The 14,733-nt window shown below is 67.9% G+C and carries 10 protein-coding genes and 1 pseudogene; 7 read left to right on the top strand and 4 right to left on the bottom strand.

Annotated features, from left to right (window positions below):
* Positions 1-124, top strand: a pseudogene (locus AC5P88_RS18345) (IS110 family transposase); the annotation flags it as partial.
* An 11-nt stretch (positions 125-135) separates the two neighbouring features.
* Here the strand turns inward: AC5P88_RS18345 and AC5P88_RS18340 are convergent.
* From AC5P88_RS18340 to AC5P88_RS18325, 4 genes are read right to left on the bottom strand one after another with little or no spacing between them, the layout of a single operon-like run.
* The gene (locus AC5P88_RS18340; protein ID WP_049437532.1) at positions 136-459 is read right to left on the bottom strand and encodes a DUF2149 domain-containing protein; all 324 of its coding nucleotides are present in this window, start codon (positions 457-459) and stop codon (positions 136-138) included.
* Positions 459-935: a MotA/TolQ/ExbB proton channel family protein gene (locus AC5P88_RS18335; protein WP_049437530.1), complete on the bottom strand. Its 477-nt coding sequence runs from the start codon at positions 933-935 to the stop codon at positions 459-461. The genes AC5P88_RS18340 and AC5P88_RS18335 overlap by 1 nt, the downstream gene beginning before the upstream one ends.
* Positions 932-4,840 carry a cobaltochelatase subunit CobN gene (gene cobN, locus AC5P88_RS18330; RefSeq protein WP_495225706.1) on the bottom strand — a complete coding sequence of 1,303 codons (3,909 nt, stop codon included), beginning with the start codon at positions 4,838-4,840 and terminating at the stop codon, positions 932-934. Before cobN ends, AC5P88_RS18335 begins: the two co-directional genes overlap by 4 nt.
* Positions 4,841-4,842: 2 nt before the next feature.
* Positions 4,843-6,786, bottom strand: coding sequence for a TonB-dependent receptor domain-containing protein (locus AC5P88_RS18325; protein WP_495225705.1), 1,944 nt, complete (start codon positions 6,784-6,786; stop codon positions 4,843-4,845).
* Between the two features lie 184 nt (positions 6,787-6,970).
* Here AC5P88_RS18325 and AC5P88_RS18320 point away from each other — a divergent pair, with 184 nt between their 5' ends.
* The 6 genes from AC5P88_RS18320 to AC5P88_RS18295 all read left to right on the top strand — a co-directional run bounded on the left by AC5P88_RS18320 (position 6,971) and on the right by AC5P88_RS18295 (position 14,729).
* On the top strand, positions 6,971-7,474 hold the full coding sequence (locus tag AC5P88_RS18320) for an RNA polymerase sigma factor (protein ID WP_106548628.1): 504 nt from the start codon (positions 6,971-6,973) through the stop codon (positions 7,472-7,474).
* 82 nt (positions 7,475-7,556) lie between these two features.
* Positions 7,557-8,513, top strand: coding sequence for a FecR family protein (locus AC5P88_RS18315; protein ID WP_286073690.1), 957 nt, complete (start codon positions 7,557-7,559; stop codon positions 8,511-8,513).
* Between the two features lie 181 nt (positions 8,514-8,694).
* A complete protein-coding gene (locus tag AC5P88_RS18310) occupies positions 8,695-11,817 on the top strand; it encodes a TonB-dependent receptor (protein ID WP_495225704.1) in 3,123 nt (1,040 codons plus the stop codon).
* A 53-nt stretch (positions 11,818-11,870) separates the two neighbouring features.
* Positions 11,871-12,635 carry a Slam-dependent surface lipoprotein gene (locus AC5P88_RS18305; protein ID WP_106548625.1) on the top strand — a complete coding sequence of 255 codons (765 nt, stop codon included), beginning with the start codon at positions 11,871-11,873 and terminating at the stop codon, positions 12,633-12,635.
* A gap of 90 nt (positions 12,636-12,725) precedes the next feature.
* Entirely contained in the window at positions 12,726-14,180 is a 1,455-nt protein-coding gene (locus AC5P88_RS18300; protein ID WP_495225703.1) for a surface lipoprotein assembly modifier, read from the top strand.
* Positions 14,181-14,324: 144 nt separating this feature from the next.
* The gene (locus AC5P88_RS18295; RefSeq protein WP_106548623.1) at positions 14,325-14,729 is read left to right on the top strand and encodes a response regulator; all 405 of its coding nucleotides are present in this window, start codon (positions 14,325-14,327) and stop codon (positions 14,727-14,729) included.
* Positions 14,730-14,733 lie beyond the last annotated feature (4 nt).

The raw sequence follows: 14,733 nt of genomic DNA, 5'->3' as shown, positions 1-14,733 counted from the left end.
TTACGCTGGCCTGAAGGCCAAGGGCAAAGCAAGCAAGGTGGCGCTCGTGGCGGTCATGCGCAAAATGCTGGTGATCCTCAACGCCCGTAAGCGAGACGCCGAGGTGGCCCTCGGCTGCCCCTGACAAGACAGTTGCTACCGGGCCGGGGTAGCCCCCTCCGGCACATACACCATGCGCCCATCCGGCAACCGATAGGTCACGCCAGCCTTGACCCCGCCGCCTTCGCCGATCTCGCCGGTGGACTGGTAGCGGGTCAGTTCCTCACCCTGCTTGACGGTGATGCGCATGTTGGCCTGGCCGGGGTTCTCGATCACGGTCACGTCCTGGCTGGTGAACGGATTGAGCGGATTGCGCACGATCACGATCATCAGGATGCCGGTGACCACCAGGAACAGGTCGATCAGGTTCACCACCGACAGGATCGGGTCGTCGGCTTCGTCGTCATCCAGGAAGCGCATCAGTGCACCTCCTGCAGGCGTTCGAACATACGCAGTTCCTGTAGCAGCCAGCGCCGGCGCACGGTCAGCACCAGGTAGGTCAGGCTGGCGGCGACCAGGGCCAGGATTACCGACGAGAAGGCCACCACCATGTTCTCGCCCACGCCTTGCGCGTCGCTGCGGGTCAACGCCAGCAGCGCCGGTCCCATCGGGATCATGGTAGCGACCAGGCCGAGCATCGGCGCAGTGCGCGAGACGATGCGCAGGCCTTCCAGGCGCTTGAGGATATGCAGTTCCAGGTCGTCACTGCTGCCACCGTGGCGGGCCTGCCAGGCCAGCAGCTCGGGCCGGTGGCGGCCACGCCGGCGCTGCAGCCCTTCCCACAGGAAGGCGCCGAAGCTGAGGAAGGCATAGGCCAGCGACAGCAGGATCAGCAGCAGGACCGGTGACAGGAACAGGTGGGAGAGATCGTAAAGCGTGGATTCAAGCGCGTTCATGCGGAAGCCGTGGTGGAGGGGGAACGGGAAGGGCTGGCGCACCGTGCATTGCGCCGCGACTGCAGGGCAGCGCCTGCGCCAAGCAGGGCCAGCAGCACGGCGAGTGCCCAGTGCGTGGCAGGCGAGTGCGGCGCCGGTGGCGGCACTTGCCGCATCACCTGGCCACGCACCTTGGGCGCTGGGGTGGCGGCCGGATCGACGGTGGCGCGTTGTTGGGCGGCGGTGGCGGCAGCATCGGGTGCCGGTGTGGCGGCCGCCGCGCGGCCGAGCCCATAGCCGGGAGGTGCCTGCGTCGGTGCCGGTTCCGGCGCTGACGAGGCCTGCAGCTGCTGCAGGCGCGCCTGCAGCTCCGCACGGGTGCGGTCATCGGGTCGCCAGTAGCCGCGCGCGATCGCCTCCTGCAGGCGCTCGATCATCTGCACCTGCGCGCTGGCGTTGTGCTGCTCGAACCACTGGGCCAGGCCCAGTTGCCGGCTGTCGCGCACGAAGGTGTCATGCACCGCCTGCCACTGGTCGGCACGGACGGTGTCTGGCGCGGTTACCTGCCAGCCGAACAGGTTGTCGACGTTCTTCAGTACCTCCAGCGTGCCGGCATAGCCTTCGGCCTGCATCGCACCGATCCATTGCGGGTTGAGCGTCTGCGCGCGCAGCTCATCGGCGAGGAAGCGTGCGGTGCTGCGCGTGCGCGGTGCCGGTTCGCGCAGGTCGGAGATGTAAAGCGCCGGGCTGGCACCGTCGAGGTGGCGCACGGCCAGCGCCAGCCCGCCCAGATACTCGAAGGGATGGTCGGTGCTGAGCAGGCCATGGGTGTTGGAGGAGCGCGACAGCACCGCCGCCTGCACGCCGCGCAGCTGTTCGGCGAACAGGTTGCCGCCGGGAAGGGTGGTCGCCTGGCCGTCACTGCCGTAGCCGTGCTGCAGGCGATCCAGGAAGCCGCTGGCCAGCGCCGCATCGGCCTTGCCCGCTGTGCCGCCGCGCGCCAGCACGGCATGGTTGAGGCCGCTGCCGTACTCGCCGGGGGCGTTGCTGAAGATGCGCAGGCGCGACAGGCGTTGCGCCTGCTCCGCAGGGACACCGTCGCGCTGCAGGCGCTGCTGCACGGCCAGTGCATTGCCGGCAATCGGGTTGCCGGGCGAGGCCGGCATCGCCGCCAGCTGTTCAATGGCGCCGGCCAGCAGTCGCAGGAACGGATCGAACTGGTCGCGGTAGACGCTGGTGGCCTGGATCACCACATCGATGCGTGGCCGTTGTAGTTCCGCATCGGGCACGATGTCCAGGGCGATCACCTTGCCACCACCGTCCCAGCGTGGGCGCAGGCCCAGCGCGTGCAGTACCTGCGCCTCCAGCACGCCGAGATGGCGGATGGCGTCGCTCGACCACAGGCTGATGGCGAGCTTGCGTGGCAGCTGCCCATCGTGATCATCACGATAGGCCTGCAACAGCTGCCGCAGGGCGAGCTCGCCGGTGTCGAACGCCGCGCGGGTGGGAATGCGGTCGGGCTCGAACGCGAACAGGTTGCGGCCGCTGCGCAGTTCCGGCGTGCGGATCGGATCGCCGCCGGCGCCGGGCCGCACGAAGCCACCTCCCAGGCCGTGCAGCAGTGATTCGATCTCCTGTGTATCGGCCAGAGCTGCATCCAGCTGCACGGCATGCCGCAGCGCTGCGCGTAGATCCGGGTTGGCGACGCTGCCGATCGGCGCACCGTCGCGCAGATGGTGGGCCAGCGTGCGATAGCCGAGGCCCTGCTGGATCTGCGGGTAGTCCACTGCAGTGGCCTCCATCGGATCTTCACCCAGCGCTTTCAGATAGCCCGGCCCCAGCTGCTGCATCACCATCAGCAGGCGGTGCTCGGGCGAGGCCGGCTGGCCGAAGGTATGCAGCCCCAGCGGCAGGTTGCGTCGTGCCAGCTCATGCAGATGGTCATGCAGCACCGGCAGGAAGCTGTCGAAGCGCGCCTGCATGTCCACCGCGCTCCAGCCGAGGTCGGCGGCGATGCCGCTGTCGGTGGCCTGTGCGCGCAGGCGTGCGGCGGTGGCATCACGCACCGGCCCCTGGTCCAGCTGCTGCAGTTCGTGCACCACCGCGTGCAGGTCGCGCAGCTCGTCGTACAGGCCGGACGGCGCGAACGGCGGGGTCTGGTGGCTGACCACCACTGCACGGCCACGGCGCTTGGCCTGGATCGCCTCGCCCACGTTGTCCTGGATGTAGGGGTAGAACACCGGCAGTTCGCCCACTGCCAGCCACGGATAATCGGCGGCCCACAGGCCGCGGTCCTTGCCCGGGGTCCATTCCTGAGTGCCATGGGTGCCGAAGTGGATCAGCGCATCGGCCTTCCACTGCTGGCGCAGGTACAGGTACGCCGCCAGGTAGTAGTGGCTCGGCACCGACGCCGTATCGTGGGTGGCCTCGCCAACGCGGCCCGCGCGCGGCGGCTGCGGCATCAGCAGCAGGTTGCCCAGGCGCAGGCGCGGCAGCACGAATACGGCCTGTCCGTGCCGCTGGCGTACCGCGGGGTGGTGTGCAGGATCGCCCCATTGTGCGCGCAGTTCGTCGCGGCGCGAAGCGGGCAGGGACGCCAGCCAGCGGCGGTAGTCGGCCACCGGCAGGGTATCGGCCAGCCCCGCATCGAGCAGCGCGCCCAACCGCTCAGGATGGTAGTAGCCCCCCAGCAGCGCCTGCAGTTGCTCGATCAGGGTCTTTTCATCCACCGGCTGCGTCGAATACCCGGCCTGTGCCAGCCGTGGCAGCAGCGTCTCGATGCTGCGCGGTACGTTGAGATGCGACGCGGACAGGTTGCGCTCGCCGTCCGGCGCATTCCAGAACAGCAGTGCCAGGCGCTTGTCGGCCGCGGCCGTGTGGCGGAGCGCGGCCAACCGCTGCAGCTTGGCGGCCAGCGCATCGATCTGTTCGGGAATTGGCTGCAGTTCACCGCGTGCATTGGCCGAGACCACGATCGGATCACTGGCGCCCCAGGCTTCGGGTACAGCGAGGAAAGTCGCCAGCGTCGCCATCGGAATGCCGGTGGTCGCTGCGCGCCAGTCATCCGCATCGCCTTGCCGATGGTTCAGCGCCTGCAGCACCGGCACGTCCATCGTGGCGAATTCGGCGGCACGCGCGCTGCCGTTCTGCAGATGGGTCAGATTGACCAGCGCATCCACCTCGATGCCGCGCAGCGCCTGCTTCAAGCCATCGTCGGCGGCGGCATCGAACCAGACCCCGAACAGCGCGACTTTGCGTGCGCGCCCGGCCTCGATCAGTGCGTCCAGCACCTGGGTCTGCATGCCACTGAGCATGCTGCCGGAGATCAGCACGGCCACCTTTGGCCACGTCGCCTGATCGTCGCGTTGCCACTGCGCCTGCAAGGCCTGCGGGCTGTCCAGCCACTGGCTGCCGCGCGTGCTGTAGCCGGTGGCCGGCAGCACCTGCGGCAGCGGCAGTCCGTCGGGCCCGGCACTGCTGCGCCAGGCCTGCAGGTAGGCAGCCAGCGTGCGGATGTTGGCCTCGCCACCGTTGCCGTAGTAACCGGCGATCCTGCGCGCCACCTCGGCGGGCAGGTGGCCGGAGGCCGGTGCACCGCCGCCCACGCGCAGCCACGGCACCTTGCCGTTCTGCAAGGGCCCATCAACCACCGGCATCACCTGTTCGACATCGGTCGATCGCGGCGTATCCAGCAGCACCAGGTCGGCGCTCGCCGGCCAGTCAGCGGGCAGCGCTGCCGCCGGGTCAACCACGCGCTGCTGGAAGCGCACCCCTGCCGGCGCGCCCAGTGCATCCAGTCGGGCGATCCTGCCGGGCAGCACGAAGCTGCTGCTGACCACCTCCACCCGCAGGGGGTCGGGCTCGGCACGGGCCGATGCGGCAAGCATCAGCCACCCGAGCAGCAGCCATATCCACCCGCTGCGCATGGTCAGAACGCCAGTTCGATGCCGGCATGCACGTAGCGGCCGGTTTCCGGATAGGGGTACAACGCGCCGGTTTCGTCCAGCCGCTTGTCGGCCAGGTTGTCGATGCCGGCCACCACGCTCACCGCCGCAGTCACGCGCCAGCGCGCATCCAGCGACCACAGCCAGTAGTCGGGCAGGGTCGCCTGGCTGCTGCCGGCCACCTGCTGCTGTGGGCCGATGTACTCGCCACGTACCGCAGCCTGCAGCGGTCCGCGCTGCCAGTTCAGCGCAGTTGCACCGCTACGGCGCGGACGCTCTGGCAACCATTGGTCGGTCTGGCGGTCACGCGGGTCCAGCCAGCTCCAGTTCGCCTCGAAGGAAAGATGCTCGCTGATCGGTGCGGTGCCGGCCAGCTCGAGGCCACGGATGCGGGCACGGGCCACGTTGGTGTAGTTGCGCAGTTCGCGGCCGCGTACACCGCAGGCACGCACGCAAGTGGTCTGGATCAGGTCCTTGAGCTCGTTCTGGAAGGCGGTGGCCTGCAGCGACCAGCGTTGCTGCTGCCAGGCGACCGACAGTTCGGCACTCGTGTTCTGCTCCGGCTTCAACTGCGGATTGCCGACAATGGTGAAACGCCCACCGCCACCCACCGCGGAGTACTCCGGCGACAGCTGCTTCAGGCTCGGCGCCTTGAAGCCGCTGCCGATGCCGCCCTTGATCGTCAGTGCTTCAGTGGCGTGCCACACCGCATAGGCGCGCGGGCTGTGGTGCCAGCCGAACTCGGGATGGCGGTCGCCGCGGCTGCCGAATACCAGCGAGAGTGCGTCGCTCACCTGGATCTCGTCCTGCACGAACACCGCGCTCTGGTGGGACTGCAGGTGGCCACTACGCGCACCGGCCGCATCATCAAGTTCCTGGCGCCGCCATTCGCCACCGGCGCTGACGCGGTGGCGTGCACCCAGCGCAACGGTGGCGCGCGCATCGACGATCTGGTCGGTCAGCTGCTGCGGCCGCGAGGCCTCGCCGCGGTCGCGACGGTTGTCGCGGTCCAGCGTTGCACGGTAGGCGCTCACCCGGGTTTGCCCCCAGTCCCACTCGCCCTGGTGGCTCAGTGTGGTCTGGCGGCGACGGATGTCGTCGATGGTCTCGTACACGTAGGGTGCGGTGCCGGCCTGCAGCGCATGGCGGCGGCGTTCCTCGCTGCCCTGCAGGTGCGAAAGATCGATGCGCTGGTGCGCATCCGGCGTCCAGGTCAGTACCGCGCGGCCGGTATTGACACGGCGGCCCTCCTGTTCGTCCAGGCGGTCGTCGGTGGGGTCTCGGGTGGCATCCTTCTGCCGGTGTTCGGCAAACACACTCAGGCCCAGCGTGCCGGGCAGCAGTGCGCCACCGGCGTAGAAGCCGGCCTGGGCAGTGTTGCCACCGCGGTCACCGCCAACCACGCCGGCGTTGTAGACCAGGTTGCCTTGCCAGTCGTCGGTGGCGCGGCGGCTGATCACGTTGACCACGCCGCCCAGCGCCTCCGAGCCGTACAGCGAGGACATCGGACCGCGTACCACCTCGATGCGTTCGATCGCGGCAGCAGGCAGCCAGCCCAGATCGAAATCCGAGTGGGCGATGGCATCGGCCGACGCACTGACGCGCTGGCCGTCCAGCAGCACCAGCGTATAGCCCGGGTCCATGCCACGGATGCGGATGCCGCGGCGACCGAAGCCGACCCCGGCCACCGTCACGCCCGGGCTGCCGCGTAGTGCGTCGGCCAGGTCCAGCACCGGCCGCAGCTGGATCTGCTCACGGGTGATCACGCTGATGGAGGCGGGCGCGTCGCTGGCCAGGCGATCGGTGGCCGTGGCGGTCACCACGATCGGATCCAGCTGCGAAGGGGCGTCTGCCGCCGCTGCCACTGCGGGCGCCAAGGCAAGGAAGATGGCGCCGGACAGGCGGCGGGCGGGGACGGAACGGGACATGGGAAGGGGTCGCTACTAATGTGACGATATAACATAGCATTCTCTTCACAAGATCTTCATAGGCCGAAGGTCCTGCCTGTAGCGACCTCGCTGAATGGGGTGCGGTATCGCGGCGGGACGCCTACAATCCCGGCTCGGACCGTCGCCATCACGCCCATCATTCCCCGGTCCGGCCTTGGCACCTATGTCTCCCAATGCCCTGGCGCTGGTCGAGCTGCTGATTCGCGAGCGCCGTGCGTTGTCTCGCTTCATCGCGCGCTATCTCGACCCGGCCAGTACCGAGGACACCCTGCAGAACCTGTACCTGAAGGCCAGCAGCGTGCCCGGCGACCCGCCCATCCTGGAGCCGCGCGGCTATCTGTACCGGATGGCCTATCACCACGCGCTCAACCGCAGCCAGGCCGATGCCCGCGAACGCCGCGCCATGGCCGAGTACGCCACCGACATGGCCGAGGCGGGCCTCGACGGCGAGGCTCAGGCGCTGGACCAGGCACAACTGCGCGAGATCACCCAGACCATCCTTGCGCTGCCAGCGCAGGTACGCGAATGCTTCGTGCTCAACCGGTATCTGGGCCTGAGCGAGCGCGAGATCGCCGCCCGGCTGGGTATTTCCAAGAGCCTGGTCGGCAAGCATGTGCTGCGCGCGGCGCTGTTGATCCAGCAGCACCAGCAGGGATTGCATCGATGAGCCGCGATTGCCGTGGGCAGATCGCGCCCGCCGTTGTCACAACAGGAAAGCGCACCCGTTCGTGGTGCGGCAGGCCACAACCATGACCACGTCCGAACCCTCGCCGCGTCAGGCCAGGCAGGCGTTGCGCTGGGTGATCCGGTGCAGTGCAGGCCCGCTGCCGGATCGCCAGCAACGAACCCTGCAGCGCTGGCTGCAGGCAGATCCGCGCCATGCGCTGGCATGGCGCCGACAGCAGGCCTTCTGGCAAGGGTTGGATGCCGCCGGGCCCGACGTACTGGCTGCGTTGCCCGAGTTGACGGCTGATCGCCAAGGGTTGCGTCCGATCGCGCCGCGTCGCCGCCTGCCGTGGTTGCTGGCCAGCGCTGCGGCGGTGGTGTTGATGGTCGTGGCCGCACCACAGGCGTTGCTGCTGGCGCGCAGTGACCTGCGCAGCAGCGATGCACCGCGCGTGGTGCGCCTGGAGGATGGCAGCACCGCCGTACTCGACGCCGGCACCGCGCTGGCGGTTGCGTTCGATGGCCAGCAGCGCCACCTGCGCCTGCTGCGCGGGCAGGCCTGGTTCCAGGTGGCGCATGAGGCCCGCCCATTCCAGGTGGAGGCGGCGGGCGGGCTGGTCCGTGATATCGGCACTGCCTTCAGCGTGTCGAGGCTGGACACCACGGTCACCACCCGTGTCAGCGAAGGCCTGGTCGATGTGCGTCCGGGTGATGGTAGCGTGCAACGCCTGCATGCCGGGCAGGCGCGCATGTTCCGTGACGGTCGCTGGCTGCATGCGGTGCAGCTGGAGGATCCCGAAGCCATGGCGCCGTGGCGGCGTGGCGAGGTGGTGATCGACGATCAGCCGGCCGCGCAGGCCATCGCCGATCTGGCGCGCTACCGTCGTGCCCCGGTCTGGGTGCTGGGCGGGCAGGGCGCACGCGTGCGGGTCAGTGGCCTGTTCCATCTGCGGCAACCGGAGACCGCCATCGATGCGGTTGCCGCGCAGGCTGGACTGCGCGTGCAGCGCCTGCCGGGCGGGGCCATGGTGCTGTGGTAATACGGCCCTGGCGCATGGACGAACCGGCCGCATGAAAAAACATGAAAAAACCGTGGGCAGCCACTGTGCCCTGCTGTCTATAGAGGTATAGCCAGAGCGAAACACCGTTTTTCCTCAAGCCAGACACACCACCGGCACCGGATGTGCCCGTGGTCCCGCCACGCTTGAGGAGTTCCTGTCCATGCCGTCCACGGCATCCGCCTGTCATCGCCGCACCACCGTCCTGGCCCTGGCCATCTCCACCGCACTGCTGCCGCTGGCCTGGGTGCCGGTCGTGCACGCGCAACCGGCGATCGTCGCGCAGGTGCGCCAGTACGCCATTCCGGAGCAACCGCTGGCCGACGCGGTGCGTGCCTTTGGCCGCCAGGCTGATGTGCAGGTGGTGTTCCGCAGCGACATTGTGGAGGGCCGCCGCTCCAGTGCGGTGAGTGGCGAGTACAGCCAGATGCAGGCCCTGCAGCAGCTGCTGCGCGGCAGCGGCGTGCGCGCGCAGCGCGGCATGGACGGCACCTGGAGCCTGCGGGCCGCAGCGGAGGCGGGTGAGGGGGAAGGGGTGCGGGTGACCGAGACGCTGGACGTGGCCGGTCGCCTGCAGTCGGAAGGGGGAGAGGCCCGTGATCGGCGCGGCTACGATGATGTGTTCGCGCTGGACCTGACCACGGCGTATTCGGGGCGCGACCGGGTAGAGCGTTACCGCGGCTCCAACCCGGCCGATGTGGTCAAGGATCTGGTCGGCGTGTTCAGTGGCGATGCGCGCAACAGCGGCGCGCTGGACATCAACATCCGTGGCATCCAGGGGCCGGGGCGGGTGCCGGTCAGCATCGACGGTGGCGAACAGGCGCTTACGGTCTGGCGCGGCTACAACGGCGTCAGCAACCGCAACTACATCGATCCCAACCTGATTGGTGGCATCCAGGTCATCAAGGGGCCAGGGCTGGTACGCGATGTGCACAGCGGGATCGGTGGCGCGCTGGTGATCAAGACCATCGATGTCGATGACATCGTTGCGGCCGGCGAGCGCTTCGGCGGGGAGCTGAAGATCGAAGGCAGCAGCAATGCCGTGGCGCCGCGCCTGCCACGCCTGCACACCGGTGAGGACTACCGCACCGTGCCGGGATTCCCGCAGGGCTCGCCGAACTCGCCCTATGACGACCGCACCCTGGTGGTGCCGGTGAAGTCGCGCAGCGGCAACAACCCCTTCGACGGCGAAGACCAGGCCTGGCGCCTGGCACTGGGCTACCGCGGCGATACCGTCGACCTGATGGCGGCCTACGCCTGGCGCAAGCGTGGCAACTACTTCTCCGGCAGCAAGGGCAGTGGCTACTACGACCAGGATCCGCGCGAGCAGTTCGAGTACCAGGGCATCGATTACATCACCACGCTGGCGCGCTATTTCAAGCCCGGCGATGAAGTGCCCAATACCTCCAGCGAACAGGAATCGTGGCTGATCAAGGGGGGCTGGCAGATCAACGACGATCAGCAGCTGAAGGCCACCTGGCGACGCACGCTGTCGCACTATGGCGAGATCATGCCATCGCGGATCCTGTCAGCGCCGGACTACGGGCGCATCCAGTGGCCGCTCAGCCGCGTTGAATCCGATGCATGGAACCTGGAGTACCGCTTCCAGCCGGCAGGCAGCCGCTGGCTGGACCTGTACGCCAACCTGTGGCGCACCGAAACGGTGAGCGACACCTACAGCGCGGGCGGCTTCCCGAACTTTGCTACGGGCAATCCGGCGTGGAATCCGGACGCCAGCCCGATCCTTCGCAACACCGCGCTGGCCAACGCGCGCAATGATCGCACCGGCCTCACCCTGAGCAACCGCTTCGCCCTGCATTCCACCCTGGACCTGACCGTGGGGGGCAACTGGCAGTACGAGACGCTTGCATCCGGCGACGCCTACTTCGGTGAGTCCGATGGCTGGCGCATGTTCCCGCGCGCCGGTCGCCGCCAGGAAGGCGAGGGCTACCTCACCCTGGAATGGCGTCCGGTCGACTTCCTCACCCTCAATGCGGGCGTTCGCTACAGCCGCTACTGGGCCTTCGACGATTTCCTCGAGGCCCATCCGGAACTGCTGACCAAGGGGGTGGGGGGCAAGGAGGCTCAGTACACCGTGAACGAACTGCCTCCCCGTCCAGCCAATCTGCAGGCCCGCATCGACGCGCTGGAAGCACGACGGGCCGTATGGGAAAAGCGCGGCATGGGCTGGTTCATCGATGACAGCATCCGTGCGTTGCTGGCGCCGTACGAGACGCCACGTCCGGTCAGGTACACGCGGCCCTGGTTGCCCGATGCCGATGGCAATTACTCGCGCGCCGGCAATCCCTGCCTCAACGGTGAAGTGGCGGCCATTCCCGGCGTGCAGCCGGTGTTCGCCGGCAGCGACCAGGTCTGCAATATCGGCAACACGGTGCAGTCACGGCCGGTCGATGGACGCAACAGCCGCCGCCGCGACCATGCCTGGCTGCCGACGTTCTCCGCCACTGCCCACCTTTCGTCCGCCGCCCGTGCCTATGTCCGCTATAGCGAAGCGGTGCGCTTCCCGAGCATGTTCGAAAGCACCATCGCCTTTTCGAGCAGCCTCAATCCGCTGTATGCACTCAAGCCCGAACACGCCTACAACTACGAGTTCGGCTATGTGCACAACCTGTCCGCGCTGTTCGGCAACACCGCCGATGCCGACGTGAAGCTGGCCTACTACGTGCACAAGACCCGCGACGTGATCGAGCGCGATGGCAACTTCCTGTTCGACAACATCGACAAGCAGACCATTCGTGGCATCGAACTGCAGGCGCGCTTCGACAATCGGCGCTTCTTCACCGATCTTGGCATCACGCGCACGCTGGAAAACGAGGTCTGCGACGAGAGCTCCGCGGTGCTGCTCGATGCGAACCGCGGGCTGGTCCCGAACTGCGTGCAGGACGGCTTCGTCGGTGGCTACCTGCTGACCCAGGCGATCCCGAAGCTGTCGATCAACTGGTCGCTGGGTACGCGGCTGTTCGACGAGCGCCTGGAGCTGGGCAGCCGTATCGTGCACTACCAGCGGCACGAGAACCCCGACCTGCAGGCCTATCGGGACCGCCTGCTGAGCGGTGGCAGTGGCCTGCTCTGGCAGAACGTGCCGTTCACCTGGGGAAACATCACCACCGTCGATGCCTACGCACGCTGGCGCTTCAACGAGCACGCCAGCGTGGAGCTGGTGGGCAGCAACCTCGGCAACCGCTACTACGTCGACCCGGCCACGCGTTCCACGCTGCCGGCACCGGGCCGCACCCTGAAGCTCGGCATTACCGCGCGCTTCTGATCTCCCACCTTCAAGCGTTGTACCCGTAGTTACCTCAACCAAGGAGCAATACCATGAAGATGATCTCCCGTTCGGTTCTCGCCGTTGCCGCCTCGCTGGCCCTGGTCGGTGCCGCGCACGCCGCCGATATCGTCGGTGCCGCCAGCGCCAAGACCGATGCCGAGCTGTACGTTGCGGTCGGCGAGTCGCAGGTCAATGGCGGCCCGCACCGCGCTGGCAAGGCCGGTATCGGTGTCGGCACCGTGTCGCAGGCCAAGCCGGTGGACTTCCAGGGCCTGAGCGCCTACTCGGCACCCACCACCGTCAATGGCGTGACGGTACGTACCCTGGCCATGCCGATCACCGGCGCGCCGGGCAGCCACGCTGGCATGGGCCACTTCAACTTCGTCAAGGTCGGCAGTGGCGATGTCTGGTTCGGCGAATGGTCCAAGGATGGCGCCGCTGGCGGCTTCAACAACCGCCAGGTCTACTTTGTCGGTGACCGCGCCGGCACCACGCTGCCCGCCGGCGTGGCGTCCTACACCGTGGCTGGCCTGAACAAGTTCAACGGCAGCAACCTGCTGAGCGGCACCTTCGACGCCGACTTCGGCGCCGGCACCCTGGATGGTGCGCTGTCCGGCAATGGCCTGAACCTGGCCATCGTCGCCAACATCAACAGCGCAGACGCATCGTTCGCTGGTTCGGCCAACGTCAATGGCAGCGTCAACGGCACCGCCCAGGGCCAGTTCTTCGGCGCCAACGCCGCCACCCTGGCCGGCATCGCCACCTTCGCCGGCAACAGCCAGTACGACACCGCCTTCGGCGGCAGCAAGAACTGATCGCCACGCCCCTGACGGGGCAGGGCAGGGACAAGCCGCGATCCGCCAGTCCCTGCTTCGGCCCGCTGCATGCATCACCACGGATCGACCATGCGCCATCCCATCTTCCTTGTGATCCTGTTGCTGGCTGCTGCCGATGTGCGCGCCCAGCAGGATGATCTGCGCCGCGTGCTCGAACAGGGCAGCGAGCTGCGCCACCAGCGGCAGGACCAGCAGCGCCTGCAGCAGGCCGAGTCCGAGCGGCCGACCATCACCATCGATGGCCAGACCCTGCGCGTCGAGCGCACGGTGGATGACCTCGGCCAGGCGTTATACCTGTCGCTGCAGCACCAGCAATGGGGTGCAGCGCAGGGCTTCCTTGATGAGTACATCGAACTGCCCGGCCACGACCCGTTGCTGCGCCATTACGCACAGGGCGGCCTGGCCCGTGTGGCTGGCAATCACCATCGCGCGGCCAGCGAATACGAAGCGTTGCTGGCGGCACAGCCGGATTTCCTGCCGGCCCGCCTTGAACTTGCACGTGTCTATGCCGAGGACCAGCGCGACCGTGACGCCGTTGCGCTGTTCAAGGCCATCGCCAGCAGCATCGACGCCGGTGACCCTGCCACCGCAGGTGTACGCAGCCGCGTGGATGGCTACCTGGCTGCGCTGCAGGCCCGTCAGCGCTGGAAAGGGGCCCTGGCGGCCGGTCCGGCATGGAGTGACAACATCAACCGCAGTTCGGCCAGCCGCACCTGTCTGTTCGGCGTGGGCGACACCTGCATCATCCAGCGCAATCTGCCCGATGCCCAGCGCGCAATGGGCCTGGACTACGACGGCAGCCTGGAACGGCGCTGGGCGCTGGCCGGCCATCATGGCGTGTATGTGCGCGGGCTGGCGTTCGGCCAGGCATGGCGTGGGCACAGCGCCTACAACGAGCTCAATGCGAGCGTGCAGGCGGGCTACAGCTGGCGCAGTGCACGGCATACCGTGCAGATCGCCCCGAGCTATGACTACCAGGGCCTGGGCAACCAGGCTCTGCAGGGTGGCAGCGGGCTGCATGGCGAATGGCAATATGCACTGGACGCGCGCAGCCTGATCAAGCTGGAGGCCGACTGGAAGCGCCAGCGCTATCGCCAGCGCGGACTGGCCAGCAACTACGATGGCGAGCTTGCAGCGATATATGCCACCTGGTTCCGCGCGCTCAATCCGCGCTGGACGCTGTTTGCCGGCCTGGACCTGAGTGACAGCAGCGCCGCCAATCCGGCCAACGGATACCGCCAACGCGGCCTGCGCCTGGGGGCGGCGCGGCAATGGAGCGGCACCACCGCCACTGTATTCGTCTCGTTGCGCGAGCGTGATTACGACGCGTGGAGCCCGCTGCTGGAGGCGCGTCGCGGCGACAGCGAGCAGAACCTGATCGCCATCGTGCGCAGCGAGCGGCTGGCCTTGGCCGGCCTGGTGCCGAGCCTCAGCCTTCGCTACGCACGCATCGACAGCAACGTCGGCTGGTTGTACAGCCACGACCGCAGCCTGCTCAGCCTGAAATGGGAGCGCGCTTTCTGAACCGCCGCCCGCGACGCCTGCATCATCGGAGTGAATGCGGCGTGGCAGCGTTCTTCATCGGTCGTCACGCGCCCTTGTAGCCCGGTTCGCGCATCCTGCCAGCATTGCGGCGAAGCAGGCCGCGTGTACCGAGGAGTGCGGGGCGTGCTGGAGGCAGGTAGCAAACCGGATGGCCTGAATGGGCTGCGCGTACTGGTGGCGGAGGACGAATTCGCCATCGCAATGTTCCTGGTCGACTATCTGGAGCTGAAGGGTGCGAAGGTGGTCGGGCCAGCAGGCGATCTGCAGGCGCTGGGCCAGCTGGTGGATGCCCATCCCATCGATGTGGCACTGCTGGACATCAATCTGGGTGGGGAGCAGGTCTATCCCCTGGCCGACCGACTGGCCGAGGCGGGCACACCGTTCCTGCTCACCTCCGGCTACGACGAGAACCTGCCCAGCCGCTTTGCTGCGGCTCCGCGCTGCACCAAGCCTTACCACATCGAGGCCCTGGTCCAGCAACTGGCCGGATTGGTGGCGGTCCCACGGGCCTCTGCGGGCGCCGCCTGATTGC

Source organism: Stenotrophomonas sp. YJH_SMC_8 (assembly GCF_059371315.1).
This window is presented reverse-complemented; position numbering and strand designations above follow the sequence as displayed.

Coding starts and splice junctions, on each gene's coding strand:
- AC5P88_RS18340 (WP_049437532.1), bottom strand. CDS start 459: ATGCGCTTCCTGGATGACGACGAAGCCGACGACCCGATCCTGTCGGTG.
- AC5P88_RS18335 (WP_049437530.1), bottom strand. CDS start 935: ATGAACGCGCTTGAATCCACGCTTTACGATCTCTCCCACCTGTTCCTG.
- cobN (WP_495225706.1), bottom strand. CDS start 4,840: ATGCGCAGCGGGTGGATATGGCTGCTGCTCGGGTGGCTGATGCTTGCC.
- AC5P88_RS18325 (WP_495225705.1), bottom strand. CDS start 6,786: ATGTCCCGTTCCGTCCCCGCCCGCCGCCTGTCCGGCGCCATCTTCCTT.
- AC5P88_RS18320 (WP_106548628.1), top strand. CDS start 6,971: ATGTCTCCCAATGCCCTGGCGCTGGTCGAGCTGCTGATTCGCGAGCGC.
- AC5P88_RS18315 (WP_286073690.1), top strand. CDS start 7,557: ATGACCACGTCCGAACCCTCGCCGCGTCAGGCCAGGCAGGCGTTGCGC.
- AC5P88_RS18310 (WP_495225704.1), top strand. CDS start 8,695: ATGCCGTCCACGGCATCCGCCTGTCATCGCCGCACCACCGTCCTGGCC.
- AC5P88_RS18305 (WP_106548625.1), top strand. CDS start 11,871: ATGAAGATGATCTCCCGTTCGGTTCTCGCCGTTGCCGCCTCGCTGGCC.
- AC5P88_RS18300 (WP_495225703.1), top strand. CDS start 12,726: ATGCGCCATCCCATCTTCCTTGTGATCCTGTTGCTGGCTGCTGCCGAT.